The 25015-nt window shown below is 50.2% G+C and carries 23 protein-coding genes and 1 rRNA gene; 13 read left to right on the plus strand and 11 right to left on the minus strand.

The window, feature by feature from the left end:
- Both CWE21_RS05855 and CWE21_RS13545 read right to left on the minus strand, forming a co-directional pair.
- Positions 1 to 112 (minus strand): 16S ribosomal RNA (locus CWE21_RS05855); the annotation flags it as partial.
- A 461-nt stretch (positions 113 to 573) separates the two neighbouring features.
- On the minus strand, positions 574 to 2184 hold the full coding sequence (locus CWE21_RS13545) for a S8 family serine peptidase (RefSeq protein ID WP_126833524.1): 1611 nt from the start codon (positions 2182 to 2184) through the stop codon (positions 574 to 576).
- Between the two features lie 211 nt (positions 2185 to 2395).
- Here CWE21_RS13545 and trmA point away from each other — a divergent pair, with 211 nt between their 5' ends.
- Entirely contained in the window at positions 2396 to 3499 is a 1104-nt protein-coding gene (trmA, locus tag CWE21_RS05865; protein WP_126833525.1) for a tRNA (uridine(54)-C5)-methyltransferase TrmA, read from the plus strand.
- Here trmA and CWE21_RS05870 read toward each other — a convergent pair.
- The 3 genes from CWE21_RS05870 to efp all read right to left on the minus strand — a co-directional run bounded on the left by CWE21_RS05870 (position 3496) and on the right by efp (position 5507).
- Positions 3496 to 3882, minus strand: a complete 387-nt coding sequence (locus CWE21_RS05870; protein WP_126833526.1) for a MerC domain-containing protein — start codon at positions 3880 to 3882, stop codon at positions 3496 to 3498. The genes trmA and CWE21_RS05870 overlap by 4 nt on opposite strands.
- A 76-nt stretch (positions 3883 to 3958) precedes the next feature.
- Entirely contained in the window at positions 3959 to 4924 is a 966-nt protein-coding gene (gene epmA, locus CWE21_RS05875; RefSeq protein WP_126833527.1) for an EF-P lysine aminoacylase EpmA, read from the minus strand.
- A 13-nt stretch (positions 4925 to 4937) separates the two neighbouring features.
- The gene (gene efp, locus CWE21_RS05880; RefSeq protein WP_126833528.1) at positions 4938 to 5507 is read right to left on the minus strand and encodes an elongation factor P; all 570 of its coding nucleotides are present in this window, start codon (positions 5505 to 5507) and stop codon (positions 4938 to 4940) included.
- 137 nt (positions 5508 to 5644) lie between these two features.
- Between efp and epmB the strand changes: the two genes are divergently transcribed.
- A complete protein-coding gene (epmB, locus tag CWE21_RS05885; RefSeq protein ID WP_126833529.1) occupies positions 5645 to 6658 on the plus strand; it encodes an EF-P beta-lysylation protein EpmB in 1014 nt (337 codons plus the stop codon).
- Between the two features lie 4 nt (positions 6659 to 6662).
- On the opposite strand, the gene CWE21_RS05890 is transcribed toward epmB, so the two are convergent.
- From CWE21_RS05890 to CWE21_RS05900, 3 genes are all read right to left on the minus strand, one after another.
- Positions 6663 to 7181: a DUF3016 domain-containing protein gene (locus CWE21_RS05890; protein WP_126833530.1), complete on the minus strand. Its 519-nt coding sequence runs from the start codon at positions 7179 to 7181 to the stop codon at positions 6663 to 6665.
- Positions 7182 to 7298: 117 nt separating this feature from the next.
- Positions 7299 to 8933 carry a chaperonin GroEL gene (gene groL / locus CWE21_RS05895; protein ID WP_126833531.1) on the minus strand — a complete coding sequence of 545 codons (1635 nt, stop codon included), beginning with the start codon at positions 8931 to 8933 and terminating at the stop codon, positions 7299 to 7301.
- A 37-nt stretch (positions 8934 to 8970) separates the two neighbouring features.
- Positions 8971 to 9264 carry a co-chaperone GroES gene (locus CWE21_RS05900; protein ID WP_126753206.1) on the minus strand — a complete coding sequence of 98 codons (294 nt, stop codon included), beginning with the start codon at positions 9262 to 9264 and terminating at the stop codon, positions 8971 to 8973.
- Positions 9265 to 9408: 144 nt separating this feature from the next.
- On the opposite strand from CWE21_RS05900, the gene cutA reads away from it, so the two are divergent.
- From cutA to purD, 11 genes are all read left to right on the plus strand, one after another.
- A complete protein-coding gene (cutA, locus tag CWE21_RS05905; protein WP_126833532.1) occupies positions 9409 to 9729 on the plus strand; it encodes a divalent-cation tolerance protein CutA in 321 nt (106 codons plus the stop codon).
- Positions 9729 to 11519, plus strand: a complete 1791-nt coding sequence (locus tag CWE21_RS05910) for a protein-disulfide reductase DsbD (protein ID WP_126833533.1) — start codon at positions 9729 to 9731, stop codon at positions 11517 to 11519. Before cutA ends, CWE21_RS05910 begins: the two co-directional genes overlap by 1 nt.
- 143 nt (positions 11520 to 11662) lie before the next feature.
- Positions 11663 to 12136 carry a type II 3-dehydroquinate dehydratase gene (gene aroQ / locus CWE21_RS05915; protein ID WP_126833534.1) on the plus strand — a complete coding sequence of 158 codons (474 nt, stop codon included), beginning with the start codon at positions 11663 to 11665 and terminating at the stop codon, positions 12134 to 12136.
- A 27-nt stretch (positions 12137 to 12163) separates the two neighbouring features.
- Complete coding sequence (gene accB, locus CWE21_RS05920) at positions 12164 to 12622, plus strand: acetyl-CoA carboxylase biotin carboxyl carrier protein (RefSeq protein ID WP_126833535.1); 459 nt, start codon at positions 12164 to 12166, stop codon at positions 12620 to 12622.
- 23 nt (positions 12623 to 12645) lie between these two features.
- Complete coding sequence (gene accC, locus CWE21_RS05925) at positions 12646 to 13995, plus strand: acetyl-CoA carboxylase biotin carboxylase subunit (RefSeq protein ID WP_126833536.1); 1350 nt, start codon at positions 12646 to 12648, stop codon at positions 13993 to 13995.
- A 5-nt stretch (positions 13996 to 14000) separates the two neighbouring features.
- Entirely contained in the window at positions 14001 to 14882 is an 882-nt protein-coding gene (prmA, locus tag CWE21_RS05930) for a 50S ribosomal protein L11 methyltransferase (RefSeq protein ID WP_126833537.1), read from the plus strand.
- A gap of 124 nt (positions 14883 to 15006) precedes the next feature.
- Entirely contained in the window at positions 15007 to 15972 is a 966-nt protein-coding gene (dusB, locus tag CWE21_RS05935) for a tRNA dihydrouridine synthase DusB (RefSeq protein WP_126833538.1), read from the plus strand.
- 19 nt (positions 15973 to 15991) lie between these two features.
- A complete protein-coding gene (fis, locus tag CWE21_RS05940; RefSeq protein ID WP_126773648.1) occupies positions 15992 to 16285 on the plus strand; it encodes a DNA-binding transcriptional regulator Fis in 294 nt (97 codons plus the stop codon).
- Between the two features lie 81 nt (positions 16286 to 16366).
- Positions 16367 to 17935: a bifunctional phosphoribosylaminoimidazolecarboxamide formyltransferase/IMP cyclohydrolase gene (gene purH / locus CWE21_RS05945; protein ID WP_198675075.1), complete on the plus strand. Its 1569-nt coding sequence runs from the start codon at positions 16367 to 16369 to the stop codon at positions 17933 to 17935.
- A 124-nt stretch (positions 17936 to 18059) separates the two neighbouring features.
- Complete coding sequence (locus tag CWE21_RS05950; protein ID WP_241970239.1) at positions 18060 to 18863, plus strand: class I SAM-dependent methyltransferase; 804 nt, start codon at positions 18060 to 18062, stop codon at positions 18861 to 18863.
- A gap of 24 nt (positions 18864 to 18887) precedes the next feature.
- Entirely contained in the window at positions 18888 to 20177 is a 1290-nt protein-coding gene (purD, locus tag CWE21_RS05955) for a phosphoribosylamine--glycine ligase (RefSeq protein WP_126833540.1), read from the plus strand.
- Positions 20178 to 20235: 58 nt separating this feature from the next.
- Here the strand turns inward: purD and CWE21_RS05960 are convergent, their stop codons facing one another.
- The 3 genes from CWE21_RS05960 to CWE21_RS05970 form a co-directional block, all read right to left on the minus strand.
- Entirely contained in the window at positions 20236 to 20601 is a 366-nt protein-coding gene (locus CWE21_RS05960) for a MaoP family protein (RefSeq protein WP_126833541.1), read from the minus strand.
- Positions 20602 to 20710: 109 nt separating this feature from the next.
- Positions 20711 to 22894: a TonB-dependent receptor domain-containing protein gene (locus CWE21_RS05965; RefSeq protein ID WP_126833542.1), complete on the minus strand. Its 2184-nt coding sequence runs from the start codon at positions 22892 to 22894 to the stop codon at positions 20711 to 20713.
- On the minus strand, positions 22894 to 24981 hold the full coding sequence (locus CWE21_RS05970) for a cytochrome D1 domain-containing protein (protein WP_126833543.1): 2088 nt from the start codon (positions 24979 to 24981) through the stop codon (positions 22894 to 22896). The genes CWE21_RS05965 and CWE21_RS05970 overlap by 1 nt, the downstream gene beginning before the upstream one ends.
- Positions 24982 to 25015: the final 34 nt, after the last annotated feature.

Below are 25015 nucleotides of genomic sequence, written 5' to 3' on the forward strand. Positions count from 1 at the left end.
CCGTCCGCCGCTCGTCAGCAAAGAAGCAAGCTTCTCTCTGTTACCGCTCGACTTGCATGTGTTAGGCCTGCCGCCAGCGTTCAATCTGAGCCATGATCAAACTCTTCAGTTTAAAAGTTTAATCGACTCATTGAATTTCATGACTTAAGCTTTATTTTGTTAAGCACTTCGTTCAATCAGTCAGGTGTATCCCATTCGTTAAACGAAAGGAGATACTTGTTGCATCCGAAGATGCTTCTCTGCCTGAATCCGGTAAGTGCCCACACAGTTTGCTTGGCTTGATATATTGTTAAAGAACGTTTCGCTTCGTTGAGCGAGGCCGCGTATTCTACATGGCCTTAGTTTTCTGTCAAGCCTTTCGGCATAATTTTTTCTGACTGAAAACTTATGCTTTTGGCGGCTTCGTTGCCTGCCTCAAGCGTGGAGCGCATTTTAGAGATTTAACTTAGAAGGTCAAGCGCCTTTTTGCAGTTTTTGCGTGTTTTTTTGCTGACTGCTGAAATACTGCACAAAGCGCATAAAAAAAGCTCGCGCGAGGCGAGCTTTTTAACAAAACAACCTATATTTCGGTGATTATTTCTTCGGGCCGCCTTTGCCGCCACCTTTACCACCGCCATTACCACCGGTGTCACCACCTGTATCGCCACCAGTATCACCACCGGCGCCAGCACAACCATTTGCAGTTATGTAATCAACTGCCGCTTTGGTTTGCACTAAACCGTGGCCATACGCATTATCGCGACCAGCTGCACCTAAGTCTTTAGCTGTTGCTTGCAATGCCGCTCGGATCTGGTCATTCGTACAACTGGTATGTTGCGACCATACTAACGCAGCCACACCGGCAACATGAGGTGTCGCCATTGAGGTACCATCGAAGAATGCCCAGTCACTATCGATCACGCTTACTGTAGCTGAGCTACCTAGTTGCGACATCAATGCTGCTCCATCAGTATCGGAAACACCTACTGCAGGGATTGATGCGGAATATTCTCCTAAAGTGCCCAATAAAGGACCTGGCTCATTGTTATATACAATCGCAGCAGCACCCCCGCCGGCTTCGCACGCCTGTACTTTTTCAGCAAATGAAATAGCACCGCGCTCGATTAAGCATACTGCACCACTTGCGCCAGCACATGCCGAGTCGCCAATACCACAATCGACAAGTCCCCCGGTGGCCTCAGCGCGAGCCGAGCCATCCATACCGTTAGCATCGTATCCGTTGCTACCAACAGTGACCGCTACCTTTTCACCTGTACCGCGCGGCACAGACGAAAGAACTGCAACACCTGGACCCGCGAGCTCTACTTGATCTGTTTGCTGAGAAAACGCGGCAATGGTCTCGGTGCTATCTACAGCAGCAACAGAAACAACAGAGTCATAAGAAGCTGGGTAAGAGTGGCGCGTATTACCGTCGTTACCTGCAGCAGCGATGCTCAAAACACCTGCACTATTCAGTTGTGCGAAGCCACGTTCTTCTGTGCGGTTTGCACGGCTACCGCCCAAGCTCATGTTGATCACTTGTGCGCCTTCAGCTGCACATTCATCAGCAGCTGCGATTAATGAAGAAGAGTACGACCAGCCACTTGCGCTGAATACTTTAACGATATGTAGGTTCACATTGCCGTTCGGCAATACGCCGACCACACCATCACCATTTGCTAATGCTGCGATGGTTCCCGCTACGTGAGTTCCGTGGCCGTTCTCGTCGGTATACCAATTACCAGAGCCGCTATTAAAGCGTCCGGTGACGCCGTTCGTCGGCAAATCTGGGTGACCTAAATCATAACCAGAATCAATAATACAAACTTTTACTGCACCGGCGCCAGCATCGCTGACGAGGTCGGCTTGCACTTGCGTAATACCATAAGGCGTGCCCGGTTCGTACTGTGAACTCAGGAGATAACGCTTGCTATCTTCTTCCACCAACACAATATTCGGGTTATTACGTAGACCATTAAGCGCTGCGCTTGGCACTGAAACGGCCATCGCGTCGAGCTTGCTTAACTCTACATGTTTATTACCACCGGCGCGCTGCACAGCTTTTTCCACGTGTGCTTGGCTACCTGGTTTAAACTGGATGATAACGCGTTCCTTATCGTTACCGGCATGAACTACCGCACTGCTTACGGCGAGCGCTAAAGCTGCAACGGCAAAGCCGCCACGCTTGGCAAAGTGCTTAGACATGTGTGTCACCTTATTATTGTTGTTTAACTACTTTGTTGTTCATCGCTCTTTATTGTTTTTTCATCGAGCGAAGAAACAATATGAAACACTTTAGGTGGTTAATCAATGTTCATATGCAAGGATTTTGTAAAGATGACGAATAAGCAACGCGCTGGACATTTACCGGCGAGTAATTACAATTCGCAGCTCATTTAAGAATCTCGAGGTCTTCATGACACATTTAGCAGTACAACCTGAACTCTACCAACAACAGCTCGATGAAAAAGCCGCCCGTTTAGGCGCAATGCTTGAGCCGTTTTGCCAAGAGCCGCTCAGTGTGTATGCCTCACCAGCCAAGTTTTATCGGATGCGTGCCGAATTTCGTGTCTGGCATGAGGGCGATGACCTCTACTACATCATGTTTGATCCCGAGACACGTGAAAAACTGCGTATGGATGATTTCCCAGCTGGCAGTCAATTGATCAACCAATTGATGCCAGCCCTACTGGACTCCATTCGGTCTCGCCCCACTCTGCGGCAAAAGCTATTTCAAGTTGAGTTCCTGACTACCACGAGTGGTCAAGCGCTGATCAGCTTAATCTACCATCGGCAGCTTGACGAAGCCTGGCAACAAGCGGCTGAGCAATTACGCGAAACGCTTAGCCAATTTGCTGAGATTCAACTCATCGGCCGCGCGCGAAAACAAAAACTTGTGCTCGAGCAAGATTGGGTGGTTGAACAACTCTCAATTGCTGGACGCGATTATCAGTTTCAGCAAATCGAAAATAGTTTTACGCAGCCAAACGCAGCGGTGAATATTCACATGGTGGAATGGGCATTAGCGGCGACGGCTGAAACCGATCATGATTTGCTCGAACTCTATTGCGGTAACGGCAACTTCAGCTTGCCACTTGCTCGTAACTTTAACCGTGTATTGGCGACAGAAATCAGCAAAACCAGTGTCGCTTCAGCACGTTTCAACAGTGAACTAAACGGTATTGATAATGTGACCGTCGTGCGCATGTCGGCTGAAGATTTCAGCGCAGTGATGCAAGGGGAAAAGGAATCACGTCGTGCGGCGGAAGCACAATTGGAGCGGTTCAACTGTCAGACGGTCTTAGTCGATCCGCCACGTGCAGGTCTTGATGATGACACTTTGGAATTAGTGCGGCAGTATCCACGAATTATTTATATTTCGTGCAACCCAGAAACCTTGGTGCAGAACCTTGAAAAACTGAAGACCACGCATCGGGTTGTGAAGCGGGCACTCTTTGATCAATTCCCTTACACCCATCATATGGAAGCGGGTGTGGTCTTAGAACGACGGACGGATTAAGAGGTCGCTTTCGCTACCAGCACATCAGCAGCACGGGTGAGCCGCAAGTTCACCCAGTGAGCCGCAACAATCAAGCTGGCACCCAATAGAATAATGGCTGGCTCGCCCATCTCACCAAGACTATCTTTGTGCCAGTAAATCACGCCACCAGCAAACAACAGCAATAATGGATAGAAGCGTAAATGTTTACGCATGCCAATCATCAAGGCAACAAAGCCAACGATAAGACTGATACTCAAAATAGTACGTTCTAAAAGCTCTTCACCGATAAATGACAAGCCAATCAGCGACAACATAGGCAAGATCACAGGCAACAACAAGCAGTGCAACGCACACAAAGTGGTTACCCAAATTCCTGTCTTGTCCAGAGAACGCTGTGTCATATGCCCAACTGCCTATCTTGAAAACTACAATCTCGAAGTTGTTATATTATAACATCACGATTGCGATCAGCAAGTGCTACGCTCGATCAATAGCAAAAGGAAGGACTTCGGAGATATGTTGCTTCTGCAGGGCAATCATTAAGAGGCGATCGAAACCTAATGCGATTCCCGAACAATTTGGCATGCCGTACTCGAGCGCCTCAAGTAAACGTTGATCGCCCGTACGAGGCGGCTTGCCGAGCGCACTTCTGCGCTCGTTATCAGCATGAAAACGTTGCGCTTGTTGTTGCGCATCGGTGAGCTCTTGATAACCGTTAGCTAGTTCGAGTCCCCCGTAGAAAACCTCAAATCTCAGAGCCACGCGTTCATCATTGCTATCAAGTTGGGCTAGTGCGGCTTGCGATGCTGGATAGTGGGTTATCGCCCAAGGTGTCTTTGGATCGAGTTGCGGCTCGATGACAAATGCCATCGCGCCATCGAGCAGAATATCTAGCTCACTTTCGGCTAACGCCCAATCACGCAATTCACTGTGCTCCGCAAGAGCTGACTGAAGCGACTCGAATGCATCACTTGCAAGGGGATCAACACCTAACAGTTTTCCGAATAGTTGCTGGTAGGTTACCTGCTGTAGCGGCGGAGCTTGCACTGTTTTCTGTAAAAGCGCGCCAACCTCAGCAATCAAGTCCTGCATCGCAAACCCAACACGGTACCATTCAAGCATGGTGAACTCAGGGTTGTGCCGCGCACTTTGCTCGTCAGCTCGGAATACCTTGCCCAGCTGGTAAATACAGCCACTGCCTGCTGCCAACAGACGCTTCATGGCATACTCAGGTGAGGTTTGTAGATAGTAAGTGGTGCCGAATAATTCTGTTGTTAGATTGTCGAGGTGGGGATCGGTGACACCGCATTGCCCAAGCAATGGGGTGTCGACCTCTAAGACATTTCGTGCAGCAAAAAACGCACGAATTTCAGCTAACAAAGCAGCACGCGTCTTGAGCGTATCGAGGCGGGCCGATGGCTGCCAATTCAAAAAGTGCTGCATTGTCTAGATTTGCTTACTTCTGTACCCGTGAAACGTATTCGCCGGTACGCGTATCAACTTTGATAACCTCGCCGATCTGTACGAACAACGGCACGCGCACCACTGCACCAGTGATCAGCGTAGCCGGTTTACCACCGGTGCCAGCTGTATCACCTTTCAGGCCAGGATCGGTTTCTGTGATCTCCAATTCAACGAAGTTAGGCGGTGTTACCGCAATCGGGTTGCCATTCCAAAGAGTCAAAGTACACACGTCCTGCTCAACTAACCATTTCGTCGCGTCACCAACAGCTTTTTCATCTGCTGCAATTTGCTCAAAAGTATCGTTGTTCATGAAGTGCCAAAATTCACCGTCGTTGTACAAGTAAGCTAAATCGACATCGATCACGTCAGCCCCTTCAACACTGTCACCGGACTTAAAGGTCTTCTCAACCACTTTGCCACTGATCAGTTTACGGATTTTAACGCGGTTAAAAGCCTGACCTTTACCCGGTTTAACCATCTCATTCTCAACAATGGCGCAAGGCTCGCCATCTTGCATAATTTTCAAACCAGCCTTGAATTCATTTGTACTGTAGTTCGCCATAGAGTCCTCATCATCAAACAGGTTTAGCGATTTCGGCGGCAATAATAAACGAAATACGGGAAATTTTCAGGTAAAAATGATTTTCAGGTAAACTAATGCGTTCTAAGTGAACCCTCAGCAACCGTTAGCGAGCAAGTGTGTCGAAAGCAGAAGTGATTTCCGTCCGCCCAGCGTGGCAACAAGAACTGGCCCAAGCGATTCGCAGCCCTATTGAACTTGGCGAGCGCCTTGGCCTACCCGAAAGTTGGGTGAATGCGCACAGCCGTGCGCGTGAGCTTTTCCCACTGATGGTTACACGTCACTTTGTCGGTCTCATGGAAAAAGGAAATATTGCTGACCCGCTGCTACGCCAAGTGATGCCCTCCAACGAGGAGTACCTTGAGCAGGAAGACTTTGTTACTGACCCTCTTGTTGAACAAGACAATACGACTCCCGGCCTACTGCATAAGTATCACTCGCGGGTGCTCGTTATCTTGCGCGGTGGCTGCGCTATTAACTGTCGCTACTGCTTTCGCCGACATTTCCCTTATTCCGAACACCACTTTGGGCGACAGCAGCGCAGCGAACTACTGGCTTATATTCAAGCAGACACGAATATTAATGAAGTGATCCTGAGTGGTGGTGATCCGTTACTGGCGACTGATACCCAGTTAAGTCAGCTATTAACTGAACTCGAATCGTTGCCGCAACTAAAACGTATACGGATCCACTCGCGGCTTCCGGTCGTACTGCCCGAACGCTTAACCCCAGCGCTTGCGAAGCGTCTCGGCGACAGCCGCTTACAAGCGATTTTGGTGTTGCACGCAAACCATCCGCGTGAAATCGCAGCAGAATTACAGCAAGCACTGGTTGCATGGGCGCAAGCGGGGGTGACGCTGTTCAACCAAAGCGTATTACTGCGTGGAGTCAACGATAACGCCCAAGTATTGGCCGCGTTAAGTGAAGAACTATTTGCCGCAAAGGTCTTGCCTTACTATCTACATCAGCTCGACAAAGTAAAAGGCGCCAGCCACTTTGCTGTGACTGACGCCGAGGCATTAACTATTGGTGAGCAGCTTCGAGCTCTATTGCCGGGCTTCTTAGTGCCGCGGCTGGTGCGCGAGGTAGCTGGTGAACCCAGCAAAACTCCGCTCGAGCTTACGCTGAAATAGGCTGTTAGTTCGATGACGCCTTAAATTGTTCATCAAACCAACGGTCCATCAGGCGCTTTTCATAAAAGAGTGTGTCTCGACCGCTGCGCAATGCAGTGCGCATAGTACCTGAACGTGAGCCGAGATCTTTCAGGCGCACGTCCGCATCTTCAGCGAGCACCCTGCCGCTTGCATCAGTGTATGTGAAAGCGAAACTCATCGCCGGATACGAAATTTCATCCAGCACTCGCATGTGGCTCGCAGCCGATGCTCCATAGGTTGGCTCGACACGGCCGGCGATATCTAAGTCGGTCATGGTCACTGTCAATTTATGATCTTCTGGCAGCTTCGCACCGAGCTCTTTCCAATGTGCAGTTAAACCATCCATGATTTGTTTCTCGAAACTGCTTTGAACAGCATTCACAGCTTCGATATCACGGTAACTTTCGACATCTTTCCATTCGACTTTAACTTCTGCAGCCAATGCGTTTGCGGAAAAAAGTGTTGCGGCGATTGCTGCGGTTAAAATAGTGATGTTTTTCATAGTCCACCTCCTTTGGTAGCTTTGTCTATAGGACGGTCTCACGCCAAAGAATGTGACATAGAAAAACGGCCACTTGCGAAAGTGGCCGTTCGTACTTCGACATTCAGTCGTGGGGGCTTACATCATGCCGCCCATACCACCCATGCCGCCCATGTCAGGGGCTGGTGCTTCTTCCTTTGGAAGTTCAGCAACCATAGCTTCAGTGGTAATCATGAGTGCTGCAACTGACGCGGCGAATTGCAATGCTGAACGCGTAACTTTGGTTGGATCCAAGATACCCATTTCAAGCATGTCACCGTAGGTATCGTTACCAGCGTTGTAGCCGTAGTTGCCTTCGCCGTTTTTCACGTTGTTAGCGACTACTGAGCCTTCAGCGCCAGCGTTGGTTGCGATTTGACGCAATGGAGCTTCCATTGCACGCAACGCAAGTTTGATACCGACGTTTTGTTCTTCGTTGTCGCCACGTAGTTCGCCAAGTTTGCTCGCTGCGCGAACCAAGGCAACGCCGCCACCAGGTACCACGCCTTCTTCAACGGCAGCACGAGTTGCGTGCAACGCATCTTCAACGCGCGCTTTCTTCTCTTTCATTTCAACTTCGGTTGCTGCGCCAACTTTGATGACCGCAACACCGCCGGCTAATTTAGCCAAACGTTCTTGCAGTTTTTCTTTGTCGTAATCAGAAGAAGTTTCTTCGATTTGCTGGCGAATTTGCGTTACGCGGCCTTCGATGGCGGCTTGGTCACCGTTACCATCCACAACAGTAGTGTTGTCTTTGTTGATCACAACGCGTTTCGCAGTACCTAAATCTTCCAGCTGAGCTTTTTCTAGCTCCATACCGATTTCTTCAGAAATCACGGTACCGCCGGTCAATACTGCGATATCTTGCAACATCGCTTTGCGACGGTCACCAAAGCCAGGAGCTTTGACCGCAGCCACTTTCACGATGCCGCGCATGTTGTTCACAACCAATGTTGCGAGGGCTTCGCCTTCAACGTCTTCTGCGATGATCAACAATGGCTTACCAGACTTCGCTACGCCTTCAAGAGTTGGCAACAGTTCGCGAATGTTTGAGATTTTCTTATCAACCAACAAGATGTATGGGCTGTCGAGTTCAACAGTACCGTTCTCTTGGTTGTTGATGAAGTAAGGAGACAGGTAACCACGGTCGAACTGCATACCTTCAACAACGTCGAGTTCGTCGTGCAAGGCTTGGCCTTCTTCCACAGTGATAACGCCTTCGTTCCCTACTTTTTCCATTGCCTTGGCGATGATTTCACCAATGGTGCTATCAGAGTTCGCAGAAATTGTACCTACTTGGGCGATAGCTTTGTTGTTATCGCACGGCTGAGAAATTTTCTTCAGCTCTTCAACAGCAGCGATAACAGCTTTGTCGATACCGCGCTTCAGGTCCATTGGGTTCATACCAGCGGCAACAGCTTTCAAGCCTTCGTTAACGATTGATTGCGCTAATACGGTCGCAGTCGTGGTGCCGTCACCAGCTTCGTCATTGGCTTTTGACGCAACTTCTTTCACCATTTGTGCGCCCATGTTCTCGAACTTATCTTCAAGTTCGATTTCTTTCGCTACTGAAACACCATCTTTGGTGATCACAGGTGCGCCAAATGATTTTTCCAAAACAACGTTACGGCCTTTCGGACCCAAGGTTACTTTTACTGCATCAGCCAGTACGTTCACGCCTTTGAGCATGCGCTGACGAGCATTGTTACCAAACTTTACTTCTTTAGCTGCCATGTTCGTATTCCTCTTTCGAATCTGTTTCTAGCTGAAATTAACCTTCAACGATCGCGAGAATGTCTGACTCGCTCATGATCAAGTATTCTTCACCATCGATTTTCTCGGTCTTAACGCCGTAGCCTTCGCTGAACAAGACCTTGTCGCCAACTTTGACGTCGAGTGCTTTGACTTCACCGTTGTCTAAGATACGGCCGTTACCGACTGCAACGACTTCGCCACGGGTCGACTTTTCTGCTGCCGATCCAGTTAGCACGATGCCGCCCGCAGATTTGGTTTCTGCTTCAGAACGCTTAATGATCACACGATCATGTAAAGGACGAAGTTTCATCTTTGATAACTCCTAAACCTAGTTGTGGTTGATAACTTACCCTTGTGATTCCGCACGAGGGCTGTTAAAAAATGTTGTGCCACAGTTATGGGGTGCAAAATCCTGAACTCAAGGCTTTTCGAAAAAAAAATTTAAGGACTCACCATGAGCGCTAGCTATCATTTAGTGTTTTGCAGCTGTCCCGATAAAAATACCGCAAAGGCCATTGCCGAAAAGGTTCTGCGTGCGCGCCTCGCTGCATGTGTTAACATTGGCGCACCTTCTACGTCGATGTATTGGTGGGACGATCACTTGCACAGCGACGAGGAAGTGATCCTGAATATTAAAACGACTACGCCACAACTCGAAGCGTTGTTTGAAATGGTGAAGGCAGCGCACCCTTATGATGTGGCTGAACTCATTGCTATGCCGATAGAGGCTGGTAGCGAAGCTTATTTGCAGTGGTTAACAGAGGTAACGTCTTAATGCAGTACCGCCAATGGCTTGTAGCGGCTTTTTTGACGCTTTTTTTAGTTGTTTTTCCAAACGCCTCAGTAGCGCAAGACTTTGACGTCAGTACTGACGACCCTTTCGCACAAAATCAATTTTTACCTGTTGAGCAAGCTTTTCAATTCGATTTTCGACAAACGGGCAAACAACTCGAGCTGACATTTTCGATCGCCGATGGTTATTACCTCTACCAACACCGCTTTCAGTTCGACCCCGCAATTCCGCTTGCCGAGCAACCACAGCTTCCGCCAGGTGAAGCACATTACGATGAGTTTTTTGGCGAGTCGATTATCTATCGCGATGAAGTAACGCTAAACCTCACCTTAGCTAATATCGCCGAGAGTAACTTTACTCTAGGCTATCAAGGCTGCGCCGATGCTGGCTTGTGTTATCCACCGAGTACAAAGCAAGTACCGCTAAGTGCGGTAACAGACTCCACTGCAACTGGCGTAAGTAGCGTTAATCCACAACCTAGCGTAGCGGTCGACTTTGAACAGGTGGCAGCCAATAGCCAGCAATTTACCGCCAACAGTCTTTTTAGTGACTTAACCGAGCAACCGCTGGTTTGGGTGCTGCTGATCTTCTTTGTTGCCGGTATTGGCTTAGCTTTTACGCCGTGCGTGTTGCCAATGTACCCGATCCTTTCGACGGTGATTATGGGGCCTAACAAGGCACTCAAAACAGCCCGTGCATTCACTTTATCCTTTGCCTACGTGCAGGGAATGGCGATTACCTACTCCGCGCTCGGCATTGTGGTTGCACTTGCTGGCTTGCGATATCAGGCCATGCTGCAACATCCGGTCGTGCTTATTGTACTTGCCGCTTTATTTGTTTTACTGGCTCTTAGCATGTTGGGCTTTTATAACCTGCAATTGCCCAGCAAATGGCAGAATTATTTAAATGAAGTCAGTCAACAACAACGCGGCGGCGCACATCGCAGTGTCTTTGTCATGGGGGTTTTGTCAGGGCTTATCGCTTCGCCGTGCACGACTGCCCCGCTCTCGGGTGTATTACTATTCATTGCCCAATCAGGCGATGTAGCGGTCGGCGCCAGTGTGCTTTATGCGCTGAGTTTGGGGATGGGGTTACCGCTTATTTTATTCGGCACGACCGGCGGCAAGTTACTGCCAAAAGCTGGCGCTTGGATGAATGTAGTGAAGCGCATCTTCGGAGTGGTATTGCTGGCTGTGGCGGTGCTCTTTGTTGAGCGTCTGCTGCCCGTGGCGATCGCAGACTGGCTCTGGGTTGTCTTTATTTCTCTAAGTGCGCTGTATCTGATTGTCACCTCATTACGCGATATTGATAGCGGTATGGCGATCGTCCTGAGTGGCGCATGGTTGGCGCTCGCCACTTGGCTCCTCTTCCTTTGGTGGCCGCAAGGCAGTCATGCGGAACTGCCATTCCAGCAGGTCAATTCGGTTGCCGAAATCGAAGCAGAGCTTGCGCAAGCAGAGTCTAACCAGCTAGTCATGCTCGATCTTTACGCTGACTGGTGCGTTGCGTGCAAAGAGTTTGAACGTTACACCTTCACCGACCCAGCCGTTCAGCAAGCACTAGCTGACGCGGTGGTATTACAAGCTGATGTCACGCAAAACAACGCGACAAACAATGCCATTTTGCAACACTATCAAGTGGTCGGTTTACCAACGATCTTGTTTTTCTATGATGGTGAGCTGGTAGCAAATGCCCGAGTTGCGGGTTTTCTTGATGCTGAAGGGTTTGTACAGCACCTAGAGGAACTTGAGGCAACACAAAATTTGCAGTGATCTTCGGTGATAAGACCAGTATTTTGCTGCGTTTCGGTCATTTTTAACTATAATGCCAAGTTACCAGTGTAATTTGCGATGCGATTGATAGAATTTCATACATATTGCAACTTACTCATAACTTCGCAACAAATAGCAGCAAAATGACCGAAAATAATCATCATAACTACAGAATCTTGTTGTTGAATGGTCCCAACCTCAACATGTTGGGGCAACGCGAACCTGAGATGTACGGTTCAGCGACACTCGCCCATATTGAAAGCGAGCTCCGTCACAAGGCGGAAGGTCTTGGCGTGACGCTCGACTGTCGTCAGTCAAATGCTGAGTATGAACTCATCGACTGGGTGCAAGAGGCGGCTTCAAGTAAAGTCGACTTCATCATCATTAACCCTGCCGCCTATACCCACACCAGTATTGCGCTGCGGGATGCGTTTGCTGCGGTTGCGATTCCTTTTATTGAAGTGCATTTGTCCAATATTCACGCGCGCGAAGCTTTTCGCCGCCATTCCTATTTAGCCGAATTAGCCGTTGGGGTGATTTGTGGTTGTGGTGCCAAAGGGTATGAACTTGCCCTGCAGGCCGCAGTCTCAAATTTACAGCAACGCGATAACACCTAACTATTATCTACGGGGTCATATCAGATCATGGATATTCGTAAAATTAAAAAATTGATCGAACTGGTCGAAGAATCAGGCATCGCTGAACTTGAAATCACCGAAGGTGAAGAGTCGGTTCGCATTCATCGGGGTGGTAGCCAGCAAATGGCGGCACCGATGCACTATCAACCAGCGCCAATGCATGCTCCTGCAGCGCCTGCGCCTGCACCAGCAGCCGCTGTACCAACGGAAGCAGCAGAGCCTGAAATCACTGGCCATGTTGTACGCTCACCTATGGTAGGTACCTTCTACGCGGCACCAGCACCTGGCGCGAGCGATTTTGTTACCGTTGGTCAGCAAGTCAAAGCTGGCGAGACGCTATGTATTGTCGAAGCGATGAAGATGATGAACCAAATCGAAGCCGACAAAGGTGGCGTGGTCAAACAGATCCTTGTTGAAAACGGTGAGCCTGTCGAATTCGACCAGCCGTTATTCGTGATCGAGTAAACACCACAATTCAGGACATCATCATGTTAGATAAGGTTGTCATTGCAAACCGAGGCGAAATTGCGTTGCGCGTGCTACGCGCATGCAAAGAACTCGGTATCAAGACGGTTGCGGTGCACTCTACGGTTGACCGTAACCTCAAACACGTTTTGTTGGCAGATGAGTCGATTTGTATCGGTAATGCGCCTGCCAACGAGAGCTACTTAAATATTCCTCGCATCATCAGCGCTGCGGAAATCACTGACGCTGCAGCAATTCACCCAGGCTACGGCTTCTTAGCCGAAAACGCTGACTTCGCTGAGCAAGTGGAAAATTCAGGCTTTATTTTCGTTGGCCCAACTGCCGACGTCATCCGCTTAATGGGCGATAAAGTATCGGCTATCGAAGCAATGAAAAAAGCCGGTGTTCCGTGTGTGCCAGGCTCAGGTGGTCCACTCGGTGACGACGAAGAGAAAAACTTAAAGATTGCGAAACGTATTGGCTATCCAGTGATCGTCAAAGCCGCAGGCGGCGGTGGCGGTCGTGGTATGCGCGTGGTGCGTAAAGAAGAAGAACTCATCCGTGCCATTAGCACCACCCAAGCAGAAGCCGGTGCAGCATTTGGTAACTCCATGGTTTACATGGAAAAGTTTCTTGAAAACCCGCGTCATATTGAGATCCAAGTTTTGGCTGACGGACAAGGTAACGCTGTCTACTTAGGCGAACGTGATTGCTCAATGCAGCGTCGTCACCAGAAGGTTGTGGAAGAAGCACCAGCGCCAGGTATTACTGCTGAAATGCGTAAATATATCGGTGAGCGCTGCGCCAAAGCCTGCTTGGAAATTGGTTACCGCGGTGCCGGTACTTTCGAATTCCTTTATGAAAACGGCGAGTTCTATTTCATCGAAATGAATACCCGTATTCAGGTGGAGCACCCAGTCACTGAAATGGTGACAGGAATCGATCTTATCAAAGAACAATTGCGCATTGCTGCCGGTCGTCCACTGTCGTTCTCTCAAGAAGATGTGGTGATTCGTGGGCACGCAGTTGAGTGCCGTATCAACGCCGAAGACCCGAATACGTTCGTGCCTTCGCCGGGCCTTATCAGCCGTTTCCATCCACCGGGTGGCTTAGGCGTGCGTTGGGACTCGCATGTTTACGCGGACTATAAAGTACCGCCAAACTACGACTCAATGATTGGTAAGCTGATTACCTACGGTGAAAACCGTGATGTTGCCATTGCGCGCATGCGTAACGCGCTCAGCGAGCTGATTATCGAAGGTATTAAAACCAACGTACCGCTGCAAAAAGACATTATGGCTGACGAGAACTTCCAACATGGTGGCACCAACATCCACTATCTTGAGAAGAAACTTGGCATGGGTGGTCACTAACACCTATGCCATGGATTCAGCTTACGGTATCTGCGCCTGAGCAACATGCGCCGCTAGTTGGCGACATGTTGCAAGGCAACGGTGCAATGGCGGTGACCTACCGCGACGCACAAGACAACCCCATCTTTGAGCCGCCCTTAGGCGAAGTTCTCTATTGGCAGGAAACTCTAGTCACGGGGCTTTTCCCAGCAGAAACCGATCTCAAACCGGTACTTGCCAACCTCAAGAAGTCTAAGTATTTCAAAGACGGTTTAAATTATAAAACCGACCCGTTGGAAGACAAAGACTGGGAACGCGAGTGGATGGATAACTTCCATCCTATTCAGTTTGGTAAGCGTCTTTGGGTATGTCCAAGCTGGCGTGATATTCCGGACCCTGCTGCAGTGAATATCCTGCTCGACCCAGGCATGGCTTTTGGTACGGGTACCCATCCAACCACCGCACTCTGTCTGCAATGGCTGGATAGCCAGGACCTCACCGGCAAAACCGTTGTCGACTTTGGTTGTGGCTCGGGGATTCTTGCGATTGCGGCACTGCTATTGGGTGCTGAGCGCGCCATCGGTATCGACATCGATCGGCAGGCGCTAATTGCCAGCCGCGAAAATGCCGAACGCAATGGTGTTGCCGAGCGATTGGAAGTCTACTTACCTAGTGAACAACCGACCATGGCGGCCGATATCGTTTTAGCAAATGTATTAGCGGGCCCATTACAAGAATTGGGGGGTGTCATTAAAGGATATGTTGGGCCGCACGGCGATCTCGTCATGTCGGGTATCCTCGAGCGTCAAATTGAAGCCGTCGAAAGCGCCTATAACACCGAGTTCACGTTTGACCCTGCAACTATCCAGGACGACTGGGTGATGCTCCACGCGACGCGTAAACAGTAGCTTGTCATCAAATTGTCAAGAGTAAAAAGTGCAAAAAAGGCTGCTTTTGTACAAAATACAGCCTTTTCTTTCTCCGCTAAATTCCCTAAAATTTCCGACCCTTGAGTTGAACAGTTTTTAACCGATGCGGATCGGACCTTATCTCCTCGACAATCCAGTGATCTTAGCGCCCATGGCGGGTGTCACTGATCTGCCCTTTCGCCAGCTCTGCAATGAGCTTGGTGCCGGCATGACTGTCTCTGAGATGTTGTCGAGTAATCCGCGCGTGTGGCAAACCCAGAAGTCGCAAATGCGGATGGGCCATGCCGACGAGCCCGGTATCAAAGCTGTACAAATTGCTGGATGTGAACCTGAGTTAATGGCGCAAGCGGCGCAGCACAATGTGGCTAACGGCGCACAAATCATTGACATCAATATGGGTTGCCCAGCAAAGAAGGTGAATAAAAAGATGGCGGGCTCAGCCTTGCTGCAATATCCCGATTTAGTGCAAGACATCTTGCATGCAGTCGTGACGGCAGTTGATGTACCTGTCACCTTGAAAATACGTACAGGCTGGGATCCCGAAAACCGCAATGGCGTAGCGATTGCTAAGCTTGCCGAGCAGGCTGGCATTCAATCCTTAGCGGTTCACGGGCGAACGCGTGCCTGTATGTACAAAGGAGAAGCGGAATACGACACGATTCGTGCGATAAAGCAGGCGGTGTCCATTCCAGTTGTCGCTAACGGTGACATCAGAACTCCAGCTAAGGCCCAAGAAGTCTTAGCCTATACTGGCGCCGATGCCATAATGATTGGCCGCGGCGCTCAAGGGAATCCTTGGCTGTTTCGCGAAATTGCGCATTATTTGGCAACCGGCGAGCAGTTGGCAAAACCGAACATGAATGAAGTAACAGATGTGGTGATGCGGCATGTCCATCGGCTGCATGAACACTACGGAGACTTCACCGGTGTCCGGATTGCCCGAAAACATGTGGGTTGGTACTTGCAAGAGCAACAACCTGCGGCAGAATTTCGCCGCCACTTTGTGACTATTGAGGATGCTGCAGAGCAACTTGATGCACTGGCGACGTTTTTTAACTCAGTAAACTAAGAAGAGATAGAGCGCACCTATGTTTGATCAAAACGCAAATCGTGACCAAGTTTCACCATTCACGACGATTGGTAATAACGCCCAGCCAAAACCGCTGCGCGATTCAGTGAAGCAAGCATTAAACTCATTCCTTAAGCAACTTGATGGCCAAGATCCAGAAGAGTTGTACGAATTAGTGCTCGCTGAAGTCGAAGCGCCGCTATTGGAAGAGGTCATGACTTATACGCGCGGTAATCAAACCCGTGCAGCGACCATGCTCGGCATCAACCGCGGCACGTTGCGCAAAAAATTGAAAAAGTACGGCATGAACTAATTGCCCCCTGAAAAAGAGCGCCTTGTGTGCTCTTTTTTGTTTTAAGAACAATAGTTTATTGAATTTTTTACGGTGACCATCATGGATTTTCGACCTATTCAACGTGCGCTGCTAAGTGTATCGGACAAGACTGGCATTATTGAGTTTGCACAGGCCCTGCAACAACGTGGTGTGCAACTACTCTCAACTGGCGGCACAGCCAAGCTGCTACGTGACAACAATATCGCAGTGACGGATGTGTCCGAGCACACAGGCCAAGCAGAAATCATGAATGGCCGCGTGAAAACCTTACACCCGAAAATTCACGGTGGCATTCTGGCACGTCGTGGTACCGACGATGCGGTTATGGCCGAACAAGACATCGCACCGATTGATATGGTGGTGGTAAACCTCTACCCATTTGCGAAAACCGTTGCCGATCCAAACTGTTCACATGCTGACGCGGTGGAGAACATCGATATTGGTGGACCAACCATGGTGCGTGCGGCTGCCAAGAATCATCAAGACGTTGCCATCGTTGTGAACGCGCTCGATTACGATCGAGTGATCGCTGAAATGGATGCGAATAACAACAGTCTTACTTTCGATACGCGTTTCGACCTCGCCATTCGTGCGTTTGAACATACCGCTCAATATGACGGCATGATTGCGAATTACTTTGGTGCACGTCTGCCACAGCAAGAAAGTAAATTCCCGCGCACGTTCAATACACAGTTCGAGAAAAAGCAAGATTTACGCTATGGCGAAAACAGTCATCAGCAAGCAGCTTTTTACGTTGAAGCTGAGCCGCACGAGGCTTCAGTGGCAACTGCCCAGCAGTTGCAGGGTAAAGCACTGTCTTTTAATAATATCGCCGATACTGACGCTGCTCTCGAGTGCGTTAAATCCTTCGCCGAGCCTGCCTGTGTTATCGTCAAGCACGCCAACCCTTGTGGCGTAGCTGTGGGTGAATCTATTTTAAGCGCCTATGACCGCGCATTTAAAACCGACCCGACCTCGGCGTTTGGTGGCATCATCGCTTTCAACCGTGAACTCGACGAAGCCACGGCAAAAGCCATTATCGACCGCCAATTTGTGGAAGTTATTATTGCGCCGAGTGTGAGCGCAGAAGCACAACAGGTGGTCGCAGCTAAAGCTAACGTGCGCTTGTTGTCATGTGGTCAGTGGCCGGAGCAACGCGCTGCAAGCTATGACTACAAACGTGTTAACGGCGGTCTGCTAGTGCAAGACGCTGACCTAGGTGAAATCACTGAGCAAGACCTTAAAGTGGTAAGTAAGGCGCAGCCAACCGCTGAGCAACTGAAGGACCTTCTGTTCTGCTGGAAGGTAGCCAAGTTCGTCAAGTCGAATGCAATCGTTTATGCCAAAGATGGCATGACCATTGGTGTGGGTGCTGGCCAAATGAGCCGCGTTTACAGCGCCAAAATCGCCGGTATCAAAGCAGCCGACGAGAACCTTGAAGTCGCTGGCAGCGTGATGGCGTCAGATGCCTTCTTCCCGTTCCGCGACGGTATTGACGCAGCGGCAGCTGCAGGTATCAAAGCAATCATTCAGCCGGGTGGTTCGATTCGCGACGACGAAATCATTGCCGCAGCAGATGAACATGGAATTGCCATGGTCTTCACCGGCATGCGCCATTTCCGTCATTAATAACATTGCCGTTCTGCCTTTCGGCGGCTAGGATTAAACAACCCCTATCCGTCGATAGCAGCAACTAAAGGAAGTAACCATGAAAAACTTCTTAGCAATGATTACCTTAGCAGCTAGTGTGAGTATGCTAGTCGGCTGTTCTGAGAGTCCGGAAGCCACGAGTTCAAGTAGCATGAGCCTTGAGCAAGCGGTGAATAATAATCCAGCGCGCTCAGCTGACAACCTGAGCCGCGACCGCCACCGTCATCCTATCGAAACACTGACCTTTTTCGAGGTTGAACCGGATATGACAGTGGTTGAGATCTGGCCAGGTGGCGGTTGGTATACCGAGATTCTTGCACCTTACTTAAAAGAAAATGGCAAGCTCTACGCTGCGCACTTCCCACAATCTGAAACGCGCGAGTATTACGTTAATTCACGCAAAGCGTTTATTGAGCGAGTGGCAAAAGATCCTGCTTTCAGCGCCATCGAAGTAACCGAATTTGCGCCCACCGAAGACAGTGCTATTGCACCAGCGGGAACAGCGGATCGCGTACTAACCTTCCGTAACTTGCATAACTGGTACATGAACGCGGGCGAAGCAGGTGTCGAAGCAGCCTTTGCCACCTTTTATAAAGCCTTGAAGCCAGGCGGTATTTTAGGGGTGGTTGATCACCGTTTACCAGAGAACCGCCCTAACACGCATATGGATAGCTCAGGTTACATGAAACAAAGCTTAGCGGTTAAGGCTGCTGAGGCCGCCGGTTTTGAATTAGTCAAGGCCAGCGACATTAATGCGAACCCTGATGATACCGCTGACCATCCGCGTGGCGTATGGACATTACCACCAACGCTCGGTCTCGGCGAACAAGACCGTGAACGCTATCAAGGCATTGGTGAGAGTGACCGTTTTACCTTGAAATTTAGAAAACCAGAATCTTCCTCATAAGCGAAACAAGAGAGTCGATACGACATGAATGTACTTGTGATTGGCGGCGGTGGCCGTGAACATGCGTTGGCATGGAAAGCGGCACAATCGCCGCAGGTCGAAACCGTCTTTGTTGCACCGGGTAATGCCGGCACTGCGACTGAATTAAAGCTCGAAAATGTGGCTATCGCCGCAGATGATATTCAAGGCCTGCTGAAGTTTGCGCAGGACAATGCGGTCGGGCTGACCATAGTTGGGCCTGAAGCGCCATTGGTTGCCGGTGTTGTTGATGCCTTCAATGCCGCGGGGCTCAATATTTTTGGTCCCACTCAAGGCGCCGCGCAACTTGAGGGCTCGAAAGCATTTAGCAAAGATTTTCTCGCGCGCCACAACATTCCAACCGCTGCCTACGGTATTTTTACCGAGGTTGATGCGGCGAAAGACTATGTACGCGAACAAGGCACACCGATTGTCATTAAAGCTGACGGCCTTGCGGCTGGAAAAGGCGTGATCATCGCCGAGACGGAAGCACAAGCGTTCGCCGCCATTGACGATATGCTCGCCGGAAATCGGTTCGGTGACGCCGGTAGCCGCGTCGTGATCGAGGAGTTTTTAGTTGGCGAAGAAGCAAGCTTTATCGTTATGGTTGACGGCAAAACAGCCTTAGCCTTTGCCAGCAGCCAAGATCACAAAGCGCGTGATAACGGCGATAAAGGTCCTAACACTGGTGGGATGGGAGCGTATTCACCTGCTCCCGTAGTTACGCCTGACGTCCACAACTGGGTGATGGAGCATGTCATTGAACCCACGGTCGAAGGTATGGCAAGTGAAGGTCACCCCTACACTGGGTTCCTGTACGCAGGTTTGATGATTGCGCCCGACGGCACCGCAAAAGTGCTCGAGTACAACTGTCGTTTTGGTGACCCAGAAACTCAACCGATCATGATGCGCTTGCAATCGGACTTGGTTGAACTCTGTTTAGCTGCTTGCGCCGGTAATTTGGCCGAACAAGTCATCGACTTCGATCCACGTGCGACTGTGGGTGTGGTGATGGCCGCGGGTGGTTACCCAGAAAGCTACGCTAAGGGTAAAGTTATTAGCGGTTTACAGGATGCAGACACCAGTGACACCAAAGTTTTCCATGCCGGTACGCAACGCCTCGAAAATGGCGATATTGTGACCGCGGGCGGCCGGGTATTGTGTGTCACGGCAATCGCCGACTCGGTCAGCTTAGCTCAGCAGAAAGCTTATGCAGGGGTAAGTAAAATTAGCTGGGAAGATGTGTACTATCGTACCGATATCGCACATCGAGCGATCGCTCGCGAGCAAAATTAAACGAGCAAAAGAAAGCTAAGCCGCGCTACGACCTTGGGTTGAGCGCGGCTTTTTTTGATTAGTCTTCAACTACCAAGTCGTCGTCATCGCCGCCGGAAATTTCAAACGCCTCATCAGTGTAGCGACTACGGCCGTACATGCTGCCAACTTTCGGACGGTTGATACGCGCTTGATACTTCGACCAAGCTTTTTCTACGGTCGTCTCAGCAGCTTTCTCACCGCGAGCAACAGCAAGAAGCGACTGCTCTTCAGCCGACATAGGTTCAACCTCAACGTTCATCAGCGCCGCAATCAAACTCCCGTGCTGGCTCAACAGCTCAGCTTCGCGAATAGAAAAATCGCCTGAACGGGCAAACCCGTAAGGATAATTTTTGAAGTCGTTAAACGGCTTCTTGGTGATGAAATCACGGTTGATCGTTGCCATTGTATGCCTTCCTCCAGACCAACAACTACAGGGAAAATCGTTCGCCTCTTGCGACACTGACGATATAGAGGCGAACAGCACACTTGTCAATATTTTTTTTCAGTTTTTACTAAAAACGTACGTCCAATGTGAGCCGAAGATGACGCCCTGATTGCGACAGCAGTGGCACGACCGGATCAGAGGCGAGATAGCCATTGACTTGAGCTGGCTGCCAGTAGGTTTTATCCGTCAGGTTAAAGAGACCGGCTCCTAGTTGTAGATCTGGGCTAAGATACCATTGTATTAACCAATCGAATGTCGCGTAACCTGGTGCGGCAAAAAGCGCCTCTTCATCGGCATTAAAAAGTTGCTTTTGCCCTCGCTGCGCACGCATTACCCAACGGCTTTCCCAGTTCATGCTTGGCGGCGCATAGCTCACTGCGGCAAGCATCGATGGCGGGCTCACAGAAGCCACAGGTTCGCCGCTATTTTTATCTTCACTACGCAGGTACTGAAGCCACAATTCACTTGACCAACGCGCTGTCCAGTCGCGCTCCCAGCTTGCCTCGAGTCCCTCTACCACTACTTTGTCGCGATTAATCGACTGAAAAATTAGCAACCCGCGTTGCGGATCAAACCCCAATGCAGCGCGACTTTCGATGAAGTCACTATAACGGTTATGAAATGCAGTTAGACTTGCCCGAGCCTGGTGTGAGCGCCAGCGTAGTCCCGTTTCAAAGGTGTAACCACGCTCCGGCTTTAAATCAGGGTTCGCAATCGCCAACACACGGAACTGCGGGTAATACAAACCTACATTGACATCGGCAAATGGCGGTGCCCGATAGCCGCGTGCGTATTGCGCAAACCATTCGGCGTTGTCAGTTAACGGCCATAGCAGGCCTAACTTCGGTAGCCAAGCGTCATGGGTTAAGTCGGTCACATCGCTATTCGGATAGCGTTCAGCAAACAAACTATCTTGTTGTGTTCGCAATGCATAACGTTCATAGCGTAGGCCTGGACTTAGGCTTGGGCCATCACGCCAGAGCCGCATTTCGTCATGTAAATAGAGACCAACCTCGTCAATCTGACTCCGCGGAAAGTCTCGCAGGGGAAACGTCTCACCGAGTAGGACATTGGTTGCGGTTTGTTGGATCTGATTCCATTGCCATGCATCGCGCTCATCCCATACCTCTGCACGACTGAATTCAAAACCGTAACCTAAGCGATGCCGCATATCGCCCACTGCAAATTCGGTTTCAAGGTCGGCGGCTAGGCCATAACTGTCATAATCATAGCGAAAACCACGGAAGATACTGAGCGGTTCGGCGAGTACGCCGCGTTCTTCAAAAGAGTTTTGCTGGGTTTGTGCTTCTTGCACATACAAACGCCACTCACCGCGCTCAGAAAGCCAATTAGGTTCACTGCGGAAACGCAAAATGGCACGCCATTCATAGCGCTCATCGTCACCGGATAGCGCCGTAGTGCTGGCCTGTCGACCACTACCTAAGCTGTGCAACACTTCGGTTTCACGACGTTCACGCAGGGCATCAAAGCTTAACTGCCAGGTCCCCTTATCAGTGTAGGTCTGCCACTTTAACAAGGCCCCAGTTTGGCGTATGCGCTGTGGATCATGGGTCGTCGCCGCGGCAGCATCGAGTTCCTCACGGTATTGGGCGGCACCGGCAATCAGCACACTGTGATCACCGCCACTCCAAGCTGTAGCAACGCGGCCATAGCCACGTTGCGCATCCGTCGACGCACCAAGGCGCACCCGTGTACCTCGGTTTGCGCCATACAGAACATCATCGGCGCTCAGCGTTTCGATGGCGACAACGCCGCCAAGCGCATCACTACCGTATAGAGTTGAAGCGGGACCACGCAGTATTTCCACGCGATTGGCTAAACCGAGGTCAAGTAAACCACGCCCAGTGTCAGAAAAACTACCTACGGCAAAACGGTCTGCGAGCGCTACTTGGTCGACGACAATGGCGGTGCGGTTACCGCCAATACCACGAATACGAAAACCGCTGTGACCAAAGCGAGAACTAGTGTCATCAAGCTCTACTCCCATTTCGTAACGAAAGAGATCGTTCGCATTTAAGACTAAGTCACGCGCCAGTTCATCAGCGCTAATGACGCTAACCGTGCCAGCCACTTCGCTTAGTTCGCGCGGCTGACGGTGGGCAACAATGGTAATTACTTCGTCAGCAACTACCTTTTCCTGGGTGTCGTCCTGTTGTGCGGTGGCAGAACCTGCCACCGCAAACAGTGCTGCACCACAGGCAATCCCTAGCCTGAACTGCAGTCCTACCATTAATACACCTCGTTGCGAGTGTTATAGTTATTGAACTTGCCAGTCGGCGTAACGATTTTCTCGCCTTTAATGACATGTTTCAGTTTGCGTGTTTTGTCATCGACAATCACAATCGCAGACTCTTCTTCCATACCACTCCAGACTGAGAACCAAACTTCGTCACCCGCCATGTTGTATTCAGGCTGCACGATACGTTTTGGACCTGGACCTAAGTCTGCCCACTCAGCGATAGGTAATATTTCATAACCTTTACTGAAATCGCGCGTATCGAACACTGCTACTGACTGCGCAATATCACTTGATGGGTTCAACGGGGTATCTACCCACAGATTATTTGACTTCGGATGGGTCTTGATGAATAACGAGCCACCGCCTTGTCCCTCGAGGATACGTACAACTTTAAAGGCCTGATCAGGGTAATTTTCTGGGTCTGTGCCGATCAAAGTAATGTTGGCATTACCCAGAGCACTGGTCGCCCAGACCGGACCAAATTCAGGATCAACAAAGTTGGCACCGCGCCCCGGATGCGGAATACGCTCGACCGGTACGAGTGCTTCGAGTTCACGTTCCAACGCATCAACCACAGCAATGGTGTCATTCTCATTCGCAGCAGTCATGAAATAGCGTCCAGAACGGTCCCAACCGCCATCATGCAAGAATGGCGCAGCATCGATGGTTGTCACCTGCAAGTTATCGATATCGGCATAATTGACCAATTTGATTTGACCGGTTTCTTTAACGTTGACGATAAATTCAGGATGCTTGTGTGAACCCACAATCGCAGCAACCCGTGGTTCTGGGTGATACTCTTGTGTGTCCACTGTCATGCCACGCGTTGAAACGATCTTGTGGGGTTCCAAGGTTTGACCGTCCATCAACACGTAGTGAGGTGGCCAGTACGCGCCAGCGATAGCAATCTTATCTTCGTAACCTTTATAACGCGAGTTCTCCACAGACCGTGCTTCTAGACCAATTTTGATTTCTGCAACCACTTGCGGTGGGAACATGAAAAGGTCTATCAAATCAATTTTGCCGTCTCGCCCAATCGTGGTGAAGTAGCGACCTGAGCTCGAAGCACGGGAAATGTGCACAGCGTAGCCAGTTTCCACATAGTTGAGCACCTTCTTGCTAGCGCCATCGATGATTGCAACTTGACCTGCATCACGCAGTGTGACTGCGAACATATTATCGACATCGTAGTCATGTTGCGGCTCGGTAGGGCGATCTTCCGGTGCCACATGCACGACCCAGCTGTCTTTCATTTCTGGCATGCCCCACTCTGGTGGTGTTGGCGGCTCATGTTGAATAAAGTGAGCCATCAGCTCAATTTCTTCTTCAGTGAGTTCGCCCGAGGTTCCCCAGTTTGGCATTCCGCCTGGTGAGCCGTAATTAATCAGCGCTTTCAGATAATCCGTGCCTTTCTCTTGCGTGATGTCCGGTGTCAACGGCAGACCTGTAGCACCTTTACGTAAAACACCATGACAGCCAGCACAGCGTTGGAAGTAAATTTCCTGCGCTAGCGCGAACTCCTCCTCAGTCATACTCGGCGCTCCAGGTGTCACCACCTGTTTGCCGCCTTTCACCGCCGAAGGTGCACCTTTATACTTCACTTCAGCAACGGTCGCATCGGCATGAGGCTTGCCCGCGGCGCGGTCTTTTAGACCTAGTTCGACGCGCACGTCTTCGACGTCATCATCATCGACCTTGGCGCCAGAGTTACCCCAACTGGAAAGCACATAATTGGTGATCGCCGCAATGGTGTCATCGTCTAGATGTTGCATTGGCGGCATCATCGCGTTGTATTTCTGGCCATTCACCTCTAGCGGTCCAGACTTACCTTGCAAGATAGTCTGCACTACATAATTAGGTTGGCCGTCTACATTCGGGTTCTCCGCAAGTGGAGGGAATGCACCCGGCAGACCTTTGCCGTTTGGCTGGTGGCAGGCTTGGCAATTCTTCGCATAGGCCGCCTGACCATCTTCATCAGCAAAGGCTGGTGCTATGGAAAATGCGAGCGCTGTGATACCGCTTAGCAACGCTAACGAAGCAACGTTGAGTTGCGTATTTACGAGCTTCTTTTTAAGCATGGGAGTCCTCCTTGATGGACCATTGATTCAGATA

Source organism: Pseudidiomarina aquimaris (assembly GCF_003987395.1).
GTDB classification, from domain to species: Bacteria; Pseudomonadota; Gammaproteobacteria; order Enterobacterales; family Alteromonadaceae; genus Pseudidiomarina; species Pseudidiomarina aquimaris.